We start from the raw sequence: 14308 nt of genomic DNA, 5'->3' as shown, positions 1-14308 counted from the left end.
CAAGGGCTAAGGTGCCGTTGTTAGAGCGGGCAGCAAGCTATCAGTGTTATAGACTTCGCACCATTATCTAATTTAGATAATGTGTATATATTAATTATATAAGTTGGGCCTCGTTAGTGGCTGGGATTCTCGTCGTTGCGAACAACGGCATCATCTTGCTGGTTTATGGCAAGCAGGGCTCGACCTTTCCAAATGCCTTTTTCAATCTGTTGGGTTGCCTGGTGTCGCACGGTTTCTGCCAGCTTAAGGGTGGCAAGGGATGGAGGCAGGTCTTTCGGCGTTACGATCGCGAGTGACCGGTACAACTCCGGAGTAACAATTGGGATGGCGACCACTTCCGAGCGACCCACCATTTCGTGAACTGAGGCATAAGAAAGAACCGTGTATCCGAGCCCGCGTCTAACCAGATCGGTCATCAGTGGCCAAGCGTTGACCTCGATTGCCAGCTCAAGTTTTTGTTGCTGGCGCATGGCTTCTCGTTCCATCAACTCCCGAAGCCCGTGCTTTTCTTCCGGCATCACCAGAGGTAGCTCCAGAACTTCACTCAGTGATATGTCCTGACGTTCTGCCACCTCGCTTTTAGGAGGGGCGATCAGATAAAAGCGCTCGTCGATGAGTGGGGTGTAATTCAGGTGTTTTTGTTTGCCGTCGTTATAGGTAATTGCCAGATCAACGCGATGTTGTGCCACCAGTTGCTGCAAGGTGCCACTCATCGCTGATTTAACCGCGAGGTTGACCTGTGGATAATTGCGACGGAATTCTTCGATGATTCCGCCGGAAAATGTGTGTGCGGCCGTCGGCAGTATGCCGAGAACCACCTGCCCGGTGACTTCACCGGCAATGGCCGACACGGATGCCTGAGTCCGCTCCAAATCCTGAAAAATGGTGACCGCTTTTTCGTAGAGCAGCTCACCCGCGGGTGTCAGAATGACGCCCCTGCCGTGCCGAACAAACACTTCCACATTCAGAGCTTCCTCCATCAGCCGGATTTGTCGACTTAAAGCGGGTTGCGCTGTAAACAGTTTTTCGGAGGCTCTACTGAAGCTTCCGGTGTTGGCAATGGTCAAAAAAGTATTCAGTTGCCGGAGATCAATTTTTAACTGGAAGGCCATGGTGGTTTCCTTGCGGCTCGGGGAGGGTAGGGGTCACCGAGCTATACATTAATTAAATGGCAGATATATAAAGTATATAATAGTGGCATTCTGTTCCCAGTGTTATCGTGCCGGCATACCTAAAAAGATCGGCGAGACGACACGATGGATAACCAGAACCTAGACAGAGAAAATGAAAGGTTAAGTGGCTTTCGAGCGGCTCTCGGTTTTTCATCGATCGTATGATGGCAGCATTCACCCTTTCGCAGTTCCGATCCGGCATCGCTTACCTAGCTCTGTTTTTCGGCGCTTCTGTTTTTTTGCCAGCCAGCGCAGCCATCACCGTGATTCTGGCCTGCGCCGCCATTTTTCTCGGGTGGGGTTTACTGCGTCCGGTTGCTCGAACCATTGCGACGTTAATTCTGATCGTCACCGTTTTGGCGCTGGCTTTTGATCCCAGGGTCCTGGGCAGCGCAATGCAGAGTATGGCCGGGATCGTTGGGTTAATTTTATCGGTTATGGTGTTATCCGGCGTTCTTGGCACTTCTAAAGATCTGGAGGTGATTTCCCGCAGTTTGTTTAGAGGTCAATCTTCCAGTCGGTATATGGGCCTGAGCTTTGGCACGGGTATTTTGGCGATCCCCCTGAACTTCGGTTCTGTCGGCTTGGTCGCCTCGATGATTGGTGCCCGGGTAAAGCTATCGGGTGACGACGCGGCCTCGCGGAACGCAGCGCGAGCGGTTATTCGTGGGTTCGGAGCCTCGCCGATGGGATCACCATTGTCTGTAGCGGTGGTTATGACCGTTACATTATTGCCTGGATTGGCGAGCTGGAGTTTGTTGGCTTGGAGCATACCGTTTGCGGTGATTTATCTGATGATGGGCATCTGGTTCCGTGAGAAGGAAACGTCGGGTAAAGACAGCATCGAGATGGTTGAGTCGGGTTCAGAAGACGCAGCCGAGGCTCTGGGGGCCTGGGCCCGCTTTATTGGCCTCGCGCTGTTCGTTTCCTTGGAAGCTTTTGCATTTAATACCTGGGCCGGCCTGAGATATTCACAAGCGGTGACTATCAGTTGTTTAACCGTAGCGGCCCTGTGTCTGCTGGTCCGGCGCGTGTCCACGGGTACTGCCCGGTTGCCTACTCTGGCGAATGTGGTTAATGAGCTCGCCATTATGGGAGGAGCGTCGTTTCTAGGGGGCGCGTTGGCCGTCACGGCGTTGAATTCACTGGGCGATGACTTTGCTCTTTCAGCCGGAGCGTATTCGTTGGCGGCGTGCTGCATCCCTTGGGTGTTTTACCTGGGGGGAATGGTGGCGGTTAATCCGATTGTCACTGCCACAGTGATTGGTGGCGTGATGGGGCCGATCTGGCCGCAAGCCAGTCTCGTTGCACTGGGTCTCGGCATGGTTACGGGGTGGGGCATCACCATTGCGGGCACACCGTATTCGGCGAATGCCCTGCTTTTGGAACGGTTCACAGGGTATCACGCGCGCATAGCTGCCTACGGCTGGAACCTTAAGTATTCATTTCTCTTTTTGGGATTGAGCGGCGGTCTTTGCGCAGCCCTCGTCCTTGCTGCTCCCATACTGGGACAGACTTCGTAAGTATTTAAGCACTGTGGAGGCCGTGATGGCACTTGATCAAGAAACCCTGAATCAATTCGTTGATAGCGTTCGTCGGTACGTCCGAGATCGCCTCGTGCCACTTGAAATGCAGGTGGCTGAAGAAGACCGAATCCCCGAAGACGTTATCGACGAAATGAAGGAGATGGGACTCTTTGGGTTGTCCATTCCAGAAGAATTTGGCGGCCTTGGTCTGAGCATGTCTGAGGAAGTCGCTATTATTCAGGAAATGGGATACACCTCTCCCGTTTTCCGTTCCATGTTTGGAACGAATGTGGGGATCGGCTCACAAGGCATCATCATTGATGGCACCGAGGAACAGAAAGCCGAATACCTGCCGAAGCTGGCCAGTGGCGAGCTGATTGGCTCCTTTGCGCTGACCGAAGCCGATGCCGGTTCCGACGCGGGGTCGGTGATGACCTCGGCACGCCGCGACGGAGACGAGTACGTGATTAACGGCAGCAAACGCTTCATCACGAATGCTCCAAGGGCAGGGGTCTTTACGGTGATGGCCCGAACAGGTACGAAAGAAGAAGGTGGCCGGGGCGTTTCAGCTTTCTTGGTCGACGCGACGCTGCCGGGGATTTCACTCGGAAAGCCGGACAAGAAAATGGGCCAGAAAGGCGCACATACCTGCGATGTGATTTTCGATAATGTTCGTGTTCCGGCTGATGCGGTGATAGGCGGTAAGGAAGGTCAAGGTTTTAAAACTGCGATGAAAGTTCTAGACAGGGGTCGGTTGCACATCAGTGCCCTGAGTGTTGGAACGGCCAAACGCCTGATCGATGAGAGCCTCGCGTACGCCAATCAGCGTAAGCAGTTCGGCACAGAGATCGCTCAGTTTCAGCTGGTTCAGGCCATGCTAGCGGACAGTCAGACCGAGTACTACGCGGGAAAATGCATGGTTGAAGAAACCGCCCGCTCATACGATTCGGGTGCTGCCGTGTCGATGAACGCAGCCAGCTGCAAGCTCTATTGCACCGAAATGGTGGGCCGGGTAGCTGATCGAGCGGTGCAGGTTCACGGAGGAGCAGGTTACATCAGTGAATACTGTGTTGAGCGTTTCTATCGCGACGTTCGTCTGTTCCGCCTTTACGAAGGCACCTCTCAAATTCAACAGCTGGTTATTGCGAAACAAATGATCCGCGACCTAAATGGTGCAGCGTGAGCAAGGAGGCGGTTATGTCTGGTCCCTTATCCGGTATTCGTGTTCTGGATTTGTCGCGTGTAATGGCCGGGCCCTGGTGTACCCAGATCCTGGCTGATCTGGGCGCCGAGGTCATCAAAATCGAGCGGCCTGGCCTGGGAGATGACACCCGTCACTGGGGGCCTCCTTGGCTGAAAGACGAGCAGGGTAACCCGACTCAACAATCGGCGTACTACCTGTCAGCCAATCGTGGTAAGCACTCGGTAACGGTGGACATCGGTAAACCTGAAGGACAGGCACTGATTAAAGAGCTCTCGGCTGAGTGCGATGTATTGGTGGAGAACTTCAAAACAGGCGGTCTGGATAAAAAAGGTCTGGGTTATAGCGATCTATCCGCAATCAACCCTGGGTTGGTCTATTGCTCGGTCACCGGTTTTGGCCATACCGGCCCGATGGCAGACTACGCCGGATACGATTACCTGATTCAGGCCCAGTCCGGACTGATGAGCATCACCGGTGCCGCGGATGGGCAGCCAGGTGCCGGCCCGCAACGCGTCGGTATGGCCGTGGCGGATCTGACCACCGGTATGAATGCGGTAATCGCCATTCTATCTGCGATCCACCATCGGTCGAAAACGGGCGAAGGCCAACATATTGATATGGCCCTACTGGATGTGCAGGTCAGCTGGCTGGCCAATCAGGCCCTGAACTATTTCTGCAGCGGCGATGTGCCGGGGCGTACCGGTGAATATCATCCAAACCTAGCACCCTATCAGCCGTTCCCGACCGAGGACGGTCAGGTCATTGTTGCGGTGGGCAACGACGGGCAGTTCCAGCGGTTGTGCAAGGCTGCCGGTTGTCCCGAACTCGCGGAAGATCCACGGTTTTCTACCAACCCGCAGCGGGTCATTCATCGTCAGGAACTGGTCGGGAAATTGTGCGAATACACCCGGACCAGAACCAGCCTTGACTGGATGAATTGTCTGGCAAAGGTTCACGTCCCATGTGGCCCGATTCAGAACATTGCGGAAGTCTTCGAGGATCCGCAGGTTAAAGCACGGAACATGAAGCTGGAGCTCGAGCATCCTGAGCTGGGCAAGGTGCCGGGGATCGCCAATCCCATCAAGTTTTCAAAAACGAAACAGAATTATTCCAAAGCGCCTCCTTTATTGGGTGAAGATACCGATGGCGTACTTCAACGCATTCTAGGCAAGTCTGCGGATGACCTTCAGGCGTTACGCGCCGGTGGCGTTCTGTAACGTCGACGGCACTTTTTTCTCCACCGTGGCGTGCCGTGTTTAACAGGTCGGCCACGGTTTTTTTACCGCACGAGAACCATATCTATGTTGGTTAGTTATCATCGTATCGACGAATTGGGTGTAATCACCATTAATAACCCGCCGGTGAATGCACTGTCTCATGGCGTACGTCAGGGCATTTTTGACGCTGTGGCCCAGGCCCAAGAAGATGACTCTAAAGCCTTGGTCATATTGTGTGAGGGGCGGACGTTTGTTGCAGGGTCCGACATCAGCGAATTTGGAAAACCGATACAGGAACCTTCTCTGCCCCAAGTGAATGCGGCGATTGAGTCCTCAAGCAAGCCGGTGATCGCGGCAATTCACGGTAACGCGCTGGGCGGCGGGTTTGAATTGACCCTTAGCTGTCATTATCGATGCGCCGTGCCTTCAGCTTTTGTTGGATTGCCGGAAGTGACACTGGGTCTGATTCCAGGTGCCGGTGGTACTCAGAGAGTGCCTCGACTTGTTGGTGTTAAGCCGGCGCTGGATATGATGACCAGTGGGCAAAAAATCAGTGCGGATAATGCTCTGGCGATGGGATTGATCGATCGGGTACTGGACGATCCGCTCCCCGAGGCCGCGTTTGCTTTCGCGAGAGATTGCATCGTGGAGGGCTCTCCTTTGCCGCGTATCCGCGATAACCACATTCCGCAGGATAGTTTCAGCTCTGAGGACTTTGAGGCATACCGCAATATGCTGAAAAAGCGAAAGCGAGGTCAGGAAGCTCCCCAGAGTATCGTCGATTGTGTGGAAGTGGCGATGGCCAAGCCGTTTGAGGAAGGCTTGACCTTTGAACGTTCTCGCTTCGTTGAACGCACTCAGTCTGGGCAATCTGCTGCGCTGCGCCACGTTTTCTTCGCCGAGCGTCAGGCTCCGAAGGTTTTGGGCCTCGATAAAACAGTGAGCCCTCGAGCCCTCAAGCGGGTCGGTATTATTGGTGCTGGCACCATGGGTGGTGGAATCGCTATGGCTTTCGCCAACGCAGGCATCCCCGTGACGCTGTTGGAGCTGAACCAAGAGGGTCTGGATAAGGGAATGGCTCTGGTTGCCAGAAATTATGGCGTTACCGTGCGTAAGGGCAAACTGTCGCAAGAAGAGGCCGAGGCACGTCAGGCATTGATTGACGGCAGTACCGACTACCAAGCATTGGCCAGCGTTGACCTGGTGATTGAAGCCGTTTTTGAAAGCATGGACGTCAAAAAACAGGTGTTCAGCCGTCTGGATGAGGTCTGTAAGCCCGGCGCGATTCTGGCCAGCAATACCTCGTATCTGAATATCAACGAGATTGCTGCCTTTACCTCCCGTCCACAGGATGTTGTGGGCCTGCACTTTTTTAGCCCTGCGAATGTCATGCGTTTGCTGGAAGTGGTGCGCACAGATCAAACAGCGGACGATGTGATTGCCACTGCGATGGCGCTGGGTAAACGCATCAGTAAAGTGCCGGTCCTGTCTGGCGTTTGCTATGGGTTTATTGGCAACAGAATGCTTCGGCAATACGCACGCGAGGCACAGCTGTGCATGATTGAGGGTGCTGAGCCTGAGCAGATCGATAGAGCGCTGATGGATTTTGGCATGGCAATGGGGCCTCTGGCCGTTGGTGATTTGGCGGGCTTGGACATTGGTTATAAGGCGCGCCAAGCACTCACCGATGATCAGAAAGGTGATCCTCGTAGCTATTGCATTGCCGATGCCCTCGTGGAAATGGGCCGGCTCGGTCAGAAAACAGGGGCTGGCTACTATAAATACGACCCTGAAACCCGAGCCCGCTCTTCGGACCCGGCCGTTCTGGAGGTTATTGAAGCCCAGGCACGCAAGCACGGAGTGGTGCGTCGCACCTTTACGGATGGGGAAATTCTCGACCGGCATTTGTTGGCTTTGGTCAACGAGGGTTTCCGGATATTAGAGGAGGGCATTGCCCAGCGCCCGAGCGATATTGATGTGGTCTATCTGTGTGGCTATGGCTTCCCGTCATATCGGGGGGGGCCAATGTTTTACGCAGCTCGCAGAGGACTTAGAGATGTGTATGAGCGCCTGCTTGCTCTCCAAAAGCAAACGGGAGAAGCACACTGGGCGCCCGCATCACTGCTTGAAACGTTGGTTCTGGAGGGCCAGAGCCTGGATGATTGGGTGGCAACAACGAATTGAGGCTCTGGTTGAGGTGCTCGGGGTCGGGCTCCCGGCCCTGAACGCAGAGGATCAGGGCCGCTTGCATAGCTGATTTTTCACTGTCATCATCCCGCATCTTTAGAAATTGATCGCTTATCGAACGATCGTTTCAGTCAATGATGAGAGGGATGGTGTCGGGTGAGTCAGAAAGAAATCGATGTTCATAAGGCCGACAAAGAGTTTATGTCGACGTTCGCTCGAGGACTCCAACTCATTCGGTCTTTTGGCACTGACACGCCTTCCATGACACTGTCAGCGGTTGCGGAAAAAAACCAGTTGTCGCGAGCGGCTGCCCGACGGTTTTTGCTGACATTGCAAAAGCTCGGTTATGTTTCGCTGGAGGACAAAAAGTTTCGTTTGACCGCCAAGGTGCTCGAACTTGGCTACTCCTATCTCGCATCACTGGATTTTTCCGATACCATCACGCCTTTTATGGAAGAGGTGACCTATCAATTGGGTGAATCCTGCTCCGCACTGGTGCTGGATGGCCTTGATATTGTTTACGTCGCTCGAATTCCTCGGCGTGGTTTGATCCCCCTTAACCTGCAGATCGGTGCCAGGTTGCCAGCGTATGCAACGTCCGGTGGGCGCGTACTGATGTCGGCATTAGCGAATCCCGAGTTGGAAGATCTACTCCAAAAGACTCAGTTCGAAAAACTGACCGCTTATACCAAAGGTCCCGATGAGCTTCGCCAGGAACTGGAGAAAATCCGCACCAATGGTTACGCCATCGTAGATCAGGAGTTGGAGCTAGGCATGCGTGCGCTGGCCGTGCCAGTGCTCGATCGACGCGGTCAGGCACGATTTGCGTTGAACTCGAGTAGTCATGTCAGCTCCGTTTCCCTGGATCGGATTGTCGATGAATACGTTCCGATCATGCAGAACGCCGCCCGAAAAATTGCCGAAGTCCTGCCCTAACCAACCCCAGCCCTATCTCGTTTTAGGTTGTCCGCTCCCTAGCACGGCTCTGGGAAAAGAGGGGTCAACCTAACCGTTCTCTTCGATCGCCGCCTCAGGGCGAACTCTACTTAGCCTGAAGCTTTCATTTAGGGCGCGCCTCTGCGTTGCCACGATTTCGCCGTGAGCGAATACGGGATTTTATGAATTGTAATGGCGGCTGTTTAATGCAGTAAAAAAATCTTGCACCTCGTTATTGAATGTGTGAAATTAGCGTCGCGAACAATAAGCGAACATAAGTTCGATATTCGAACATATTAGAGTCTTATGAGGACAATCATAAAAATGATTAAAGCAATGAAATTTCGTTTAACGCGCTCGATCTTGTGTGCTGTGGGTGCGGCGTGCGTGGCTCTGGGTAGCACAGCTCAGGCAGATGAGTGGCCTGAGGACAACATCCGTTTGGTGGTCCCATACTCCGCAGGCGGCACAACCGACCTGCTTTCTCGAAAAGTAGCGGACCTGCTGCAACGCGAATTGAACACCGTTATTGTGGAAAACCGTCCAGGCGCGGGCTCTACCGTTGCCACTGGTCAGTTGGCCCGAGGCGGGCGTGGCTCTGACCATATGTTGCTTATGGCGTCACCGGGCCATACCATCGGTGCAGCGATTTATCCAAACCTCCGTTACGATCCCGTTGAAGATTTCGTGTTTGTCCGCAACGTGATCAATATTCCGAACGTCATGGTGGTTCCGGGCGACAGCCCCTACAACACCGTTGCCGAATTCGTCGAAGCCGCCCGTGAGCAAGAGCTGTCTTTCAGTTCCCCTGGTATCGGTAGCTCTATTCATATGTCCGGTGAGCTGTTTAAAAACCTGACGAAATCCAACCTTGTGCACGTGCCCTTCCGTGGGTCAGGTGAAGCCTTGCCTGCCCTGTTGGCGGGTGACGTAGATGTTGCGTTCGAAAACATGCCGACGGTGTACCCTCACATTCAGTCCGGCAAGCTCAAGGCCTTGGCGGTAACAACACCCAACGAATCTGAATTCCTGCCGGGTGTTCCAGCAATGCAAAAGGCTGGCGAAGGCTACGGATTGGAAAACTACGAAACCTCAGCGTGGTTTGGTCTGATTGCCCATAAGTCGTTCCCGGAAGATGGGTTGGTGACGCTTCAGAAAGCGCTGGACACTATGATGTCAGGTGAAGACTTTCAGAAGTTCTTGCCGCAGTTTGGTGCGGTTGCCGGCACGGAAGCGGGTGATGATTTCCGCAAGTTTGTTCAGGATGAGTTGGCGAAATGGTCTGAAGTGGCGGAGCAGGCGAACCTGAAACGCTGATAAGAACTGCTAAGTGAGGCGGGGTTGGCTGCAGAGTCGTCCCGCCTTTTTCTTTGAGGCTGATCAGTATACAGAGGTCATCCATGGAAACATCTGAGATTCACTCCGTCAAAGCCGCGGCGAGCCATCATGGTCGCTTGAATCCCAATTCGATGCTGGGTGGGGCTTTCTGCATCTTGGCAGCAGTCTTTCTGTTTTATGTGGTTCCTACCCATATCAACATGCCCCCCTACATGCAGAATGCGTTGCTTTCGCCACGGTTTCTGCCTCAGGTTGCCGGCTGGTTAGTATTTAGCCTGTCATTTCTTCTGATGATTGACGGAATAATGAAGCCACCCAAACGCGCTGAGTCTGACGATCTTCGGCGCGGTGTGCCGCTGACCCGACAAGCCCTACTTCTGGCAGCCGGGGTCATTTATGCGATCTTTTTTGAAGAATTGGGGGCCATGGGAAGCGGCATGCTTGCCAGCGCGTTCTTGTTTCTCGCCAGCGATCTCCGTGGACTTAGGATTTACGCATTGGCGATTGTCTTTCCGGTGGTTGTGACGCTGCTCTTTATCTACGTGCTGAATGTCCCACTTCCCGTTGGAACACTTTGGGAAGTGATCTTCCAGATCTGAGGTACCCCGGCGGCCACGAATAGGGGCTCGAAGCAGAGTTTGAGCTCCCATCTGGTATCAGACAGAACATTTCGGATTAAACATGATGGAAAATATTTCAGAAGTCTTAACGCTTTTTCTGAGCGTCGATAATTTTCTTGCAATCGCGGCCGGCGTTCTGATCGGGGTCGTGGTGGGCGCTATTCCTGGCCTGACCGCTACAATGGCGGTCGCGCTGGCTCTACCCTTTACCTTTTCCATGGAACCGGTAACCGCCATTCTGCTGCTGGTGGGTATCTATAAAGGTGGAATGTACGGCGGCTCTATCACGGCCATTCTGATCCGTACCCCCGGATCGCCGGCGGCAGCCTGCACGTTGCTGGACGGTTATCCCATGGCCCAACAGGGTCAAGCTAAAAAAGCATTGAAAACGGCGCTTTATTCCTCGGTTGTTGCGGATTTGATTTCGAATGTCGCGTTGATCTTCTTTGCAGGGTATCTGGCCAAGATCGCGCTGAATTTCGGGCCGCCTGAGTATTTTTGGCTGATCTGTTTTTCTCTTACGATTATTGTTTCGGTCTCGGGCACCTCAGTGATCAAAGGGCTTATCGCTGCTGGGCTCGGTGTTATCGTCTCCACCGTCGGGCTTGATGCGGTATACGGCACTCAGCGGCTGACCTTTGATAACTATAATCTGATGGATCGAGTGTCGTTCATTCCGTTATTGATCGGTCTGTTCGCTATTCCTGAAGTTATCGAGTTTTATACGTCCAAAGTGGCACCGCATATACGCACGGCGGTGACCGGAGCTTCCCTGACGTGGAAAGAATTTAAGGGCTCCCTGAAAACAATTATTCGGGGTAGCATCATCGGTGTCATTATCGGTGCGATTCCGGGCACGGGCGCTACGTCTGCGGCGTTCATCTCCTATAGTGAAGCCCGTAGAACATCGCCTCGCAAAGCCAACTTCGGGAAAGGTGAGGTTGAGGGTGTTGCCGCCGCTGAGGCCGGCAACAACGGCGTCGCAGGTGCCACGCTGATTCCTCTATTGTCGCTTGGGATCCCGGGTGATGTGATCACTGCGATTATCCTCGGAGCTTTCATGATTCATGGCCTGACGCCAGGCCCAGTCCTGTTCCAGGAAAATCTGCCTCTGGTTTACGCGTTGTTTTGCGGCATCCTGGTGAGCTCCTTTGTTCTTGTGTTTGTGGGAAATGCAGCGATTCGGTATTTCTCTTTGATTGCGGATATACCGAAAACCATACTGCTCCCCATTGTTTTAATGTTTTGTATCTATGGTGCATACGCCGTCAATAACAATACATTTGATATCGGTCTGATGCTGGCGTTCGGGGTTATGGGGTTCATTTTCAATCGCACCGGCATTGCTGCGGCGCCCTTCCTGATCGGTTTTATTCTGGGGCCGATGTTCGAGGACAATTTGAGACGAACCATCCTAATCAGTAAAGGTGATCCTTCGATTTTCTACCGAGGCCCGATCACTTGGGTGTTCATACTCCTTACCGCGGCATCTCTGATCTTTGCCGTGCACCGTTACTGGGCTTCCAGAAAGGAAGAACTCGCTGCCGAGTGAATAGAGTGGCATAGAACGAGGGTATGGTTTAATTGATAAACCATACCCTCTAATCGCATATATCAAGGAAAATAACGGATTTAAATGTAATAATTGTTAGACTTGTCAGCCCCCCGAGTTTTAGAAGAGTCTTTCAATGCCCAAAACCGTGATCTCCGGCTTTAGCCAGAATTTCCTCGGCAACGCCCCCGTTTGGTACAAACAAGTCATCCTGTTGTTTTTAATTGCCAATCCCATCGTAATGTACGTGTTCGGGCCGAGCGTTGCGGGCTGGTTGTTGATTGCTGAGTTTATCTTCACGCTGGCGATGGCCCTCAAGTGTTACCCTTTGCTGCCGGGCGGGTTACTGGCGATCGAAGCCTTGTTGATCGGGCTGACCACGGCCGATGCGGTTTACAGCGAAGTGCTTACTAACTTCCCGGTTATTTTGCTGCTGATGTTTATGGTGGCGGGCATCTACTTCATGAAGGAGCTGTTGCTGGTTACCTTCACCCAAATTCTGGTGGGCGTGCGGTCAAAATCCGCACTCTCATTACTCTTCTGTATTGCCGCCGCGATTTTGTCCGCATTTTTGGACGCACTCACAGTAACGGCGGTGATCATCAGTGTTGCGGTCGGGTTTTACTCGGTGTACCACAAAGTGGCTTCCGGCAAGGGCTATCAACAGAAAGATCACAACGCCAATAGCGATGCCGAAGTTGTCGAGTTGCACCGGGAAGATCTCGAAAACTTTCGGGCCTTCCTGCGCAGCCTGCTGATGCACGGTGCTATCGGTACCGCACTCGGTGGTGTGGCCACCATGGTTGGGGAGCCTCAAAACCTGCTGATCGCCAAAGTGGTAGGTTGGGATTTTGTGGAGTTCTTCGTGCACATGGCCCCGGTGAGCTTGCCGGTTCTGGTTGCTGGCTTGTGCACCTGCTGGGCACTGGAGAAACTGCGTTGGTTTGGTTACGGCGGCCGATTGCCGAAACCCGTGCGCCGAGTGTTGGAAGAATTTGCTGAAAACGAGCGCACCAGCCGCACCGCTTCCGATAAAGCAGCACTCTGGGTTCAGGCCGCGGCGGCGGTGGTGCTGGTACTGGGGCTTGCGCTGCACATTGCTGAAGTGGGCCTGATTGGTCTGCTGGTGATCATCCTTATCACCTCGTTCACCGGCGTGATCGATGAACACAAAATCGGCAAAGCCTTCCAGGAATCCCTACCGTTTACCTCGTTACTGGTGGTGTTCTTCGCCGTGGTGGCCGTGATCCACGAACAGCACCTGTTCAAGCCCATTATCGATTACGTTCTGAGCCTGCCGGAAAGCCAGCAGCCGGGTATGTTCTTCCTCGCCAATGGCATCTTGTCCATGATCAGCGACAACGTGTTTGTGGCGACGGTCTACATCAGTGAAGTGAAGCAGGCGCTGGATAGTGGCAGCATCAGTTACGAGCACTTCCAGACGTTAGCCGTGGCCATCAACACCGGCACCAACCTGCCCAGCGTGGCAACGCCTAATGGCCAGGCAGCGTTCCTGTTCTTGCTCACTTCGGCCATTGCACCGCTGGTACGTTTGTCTTACGGCAAAATGGTGATCATGGCCTTCCCCTACACATTGGTGATGGGCGGTGTTGGGTTGTATATGGTCACCAGCGCTTTCTGAGCATTTTGACTATTGGATTGCACAGGCAATCTTCTGATCTGGTACTCTTCGCTATCATTAAAGAGATTCCAGAGGGTTGTTATGCGCCTTAACCTTCTCCTGCCCAGAGCATTGCGCCGCTTTATTTATGTATTCGTAAGCGGACTGTGCCTCATTGGGGCGGTGGGTACTGTGCAAGCAGAAACTATCCAGCACACCGGTTCTGACGCCCGCACCCTGCGCGTGGCTTATATGGAATTTCCGCCGGTTACCTACCAGAATGCGTTTGGAGAGCCAGAGGGCGAGATGGTGGGTATAACGCGTAAAGTAGCCAAAGAAGCGGGCTACGAGCTGAAATTTCTGTACCTTCCCGTTAGCCGCACCTATCTCTACCTGAAAAACGGCAGCATCGATTTCGCGTTAGGTTTAACCGAAGTTCCTACACTGGACGGTGCGGTGATTGACAGCGAAATCAACCTGGTTTCCGTTGTCTTGAGTGCTTGGTATCGGGAAGGCCAAGCGCCGTTAACAGACATAGACGATTTACGCGATCAGGTGGTGATACTGGTCAACGGGTTCACGTACGGTGGCCTTCGGTCGTGGCTGGAGCGGCAGGACGACATCCGCATAACCGATGCTCCCAATCACCGCTCGGCCATTGATATGCTCAAGCGCGGCCGTGGCGATTATCTGTTGGATTACCGTGATCCGGTGCGGGAAGAATTGATGAGATTTTCGGATGCGCTGATCCAGGAAACCGAAATCCGAACCCGAACGGGCGCTTGGTTGTTTTCTGCAGCCATACCCGAGGCGCAAACCCTTAAGGCCGAATTTGATGCGGCCTATCACCGTTTGGCAGAGCGAGGCGAGTTGTCGCCGGCCGACACGGGTGACATAGCTACCCTGCTGCAAGGTTTTCCTACGCCCTAACGAGT

11 protein-coding genes are annotated in these 14308 nt (G+C 53.5%); 10 read left to right on the top strand and 1 reads right to left on the bottom strand.

Annotation, left to right across the window (positions count from 1 at the left end; all coding sequences use genetic code 11):
* Positions 1-113 precede the first annotated feature (113 nt).
* Positions 114-1112 carry a LysR family transcriptional regulator gene (locus tag K5L82_RS14150; RefSeq protein ID WP_133006992.1) on the bottom strand — a complete coding sequence of 333 codons (999 nt, stop codon included), beginning with the start codon at positions 1110-1112 and terminating at the stop codon, positions 114-116.
* A gap of 224 nt (positions 1113-1336) precedes the next feature.
* Here K5L82_RS14150 and K5L82_RS14145 point away from each other — a divergent pair, with 224 nt between their 5' ends.
* The 10 genes from K5L82_RS14145 (at position 1337) to K5L82_RS14100 (ending at position 14303) form a co-directional block, all read left to right on the top strand.
* The gene (locus K5L82_RS14145; RefSeq protein ID WP_223134587.1) at positions 1337-2695 is read left to right on the top strand and encodes a hypothetical protein; all 1359 of its coding nucleotides are present in this window, start codon (positions 1337-1339) and stop codon (positions 2693-2695) included.
* A gap of 25 nt (positions 2696-2720) precedes the next feature.
* Positions 2721-3881 (top strand): acyl-CoA dehydrogenase family protein, encoded by a 1161-nt coding sequence (locus tag K5L82_RS14140; protein ID WP_223134586.1) that lies wholly within the window; start codon positions 2721-2723, stop codon positions 3879-3881.
* Between the two features lie 14 nt (positions 3882-3895).
* Complete coding sequence (locus tag K5L82_RS14135) at positions 3896-5119, top strand: CaiB/BaiF CoA transferase family protein (RefSeq protein ID WP_133006995.1); 1224 nt, start codon at positions 3896-3898, stop codon at positions 5117-5119.
* Between the two features lie 78 nt (positions 5120-5197).
* Complete coding sequence (locus tag K5L82_RS14130; protein WP_410505868.1) at positions 5198-7303, top strand: 3-hydroxyacyl-CoA dehydrogenase NAD-binding domain-containing protein; 2106 nt, start codon at positions 5198-5200, stop codon at positions 7301-7303.
* Positions 7304-7462: 159 nt separating this feature from the next.
* Entirely contained in the window at positions 7463-8242 is a 780-nt protein-coding gene (locus K5L82_RS14125) for an IclR family transcriptional regulator C-terminal domain-containing protein (RefSeq protein WP_228258993.1), read from the top strand.
* A gap of 324 nt (positions 8243-8566) precedes the next feature.
* The gene (locus tag K5L82_RS14120) at positions 8567-9559 is read left to right on the top strand and encodes a Bug family tripartite tricarboxylate transporter substrate binding protein (RefSeq protein WP_223134584.1); all 993 of its coding nucleotides are present in this window, start codon (positions 8567-8569) and stop codon (positions 9557-9559) included.
* 83 nt (positions 9560-9642) lie between these two features.
* Positions 9643-10179 carry a tripartite tricarboxylate transporter TctB family protein gene (locus K5L82_RS14115; protein WP_223134583.1) on the top strand — a complete coding sequence of 179 codons (537 nt, stop codon included), beginning with the start codon at positions 9643-9645 and terminating at the stop codon, positions 10177-10179.
* An 82-nt stretch (positions 10180-10261) separates the two neighbouring features.
* Positions 10262-11752 carry a tripartite tricarboxylate transporter permease gene (locus K5L82_RS14110; RefSeq protein WP_228258994.1) on the top strand — a complete coding sequence of 497 codons (1491 nt, stop codon included), beginning with the start codon at positions 10262-10264 and terminating at the stop codon, positions 11750-11752.
* 136 nt (positions 11753-11888) lie between these two features.
* The gene (gene nhaB / locus K5L82_RS14105; protein WP_223134582.1) at positions 11889-13394 is read left to right on the top strand and encodes a sodium/proton antiporter NhaB; all 1506 of its coding nucleotides are present in this window, start codon (positions 11889-11891) and stop codon (positions 13392-13394) included.
* 171 nt (positions 13395-13565) lie between these two features.
* Positions 13566-14303: a substrate-binding periplasmic protein gene (locus K5L82_RS14100; protein WP_316933404.1), complete on the top strand. Its 738-nt coding sequence runs from the start codon at positions 13566-13568 to the stop codon at positions 14301-14303.
* Positions 14304-14308 lie beyond the last annotated feature (5 nt).

The organism is Marinobacter sp. AL4B (assembly GCF_019916045.1).
Lineage (GTDB): Bacteria > Pseudomonadota > Gammaproteobacteria > Pseudomonadales > Oleiphilaceae > Marinobacter.
This window is presented reverse-complemented; position numbering and strand designations above follow the sequence as displayed.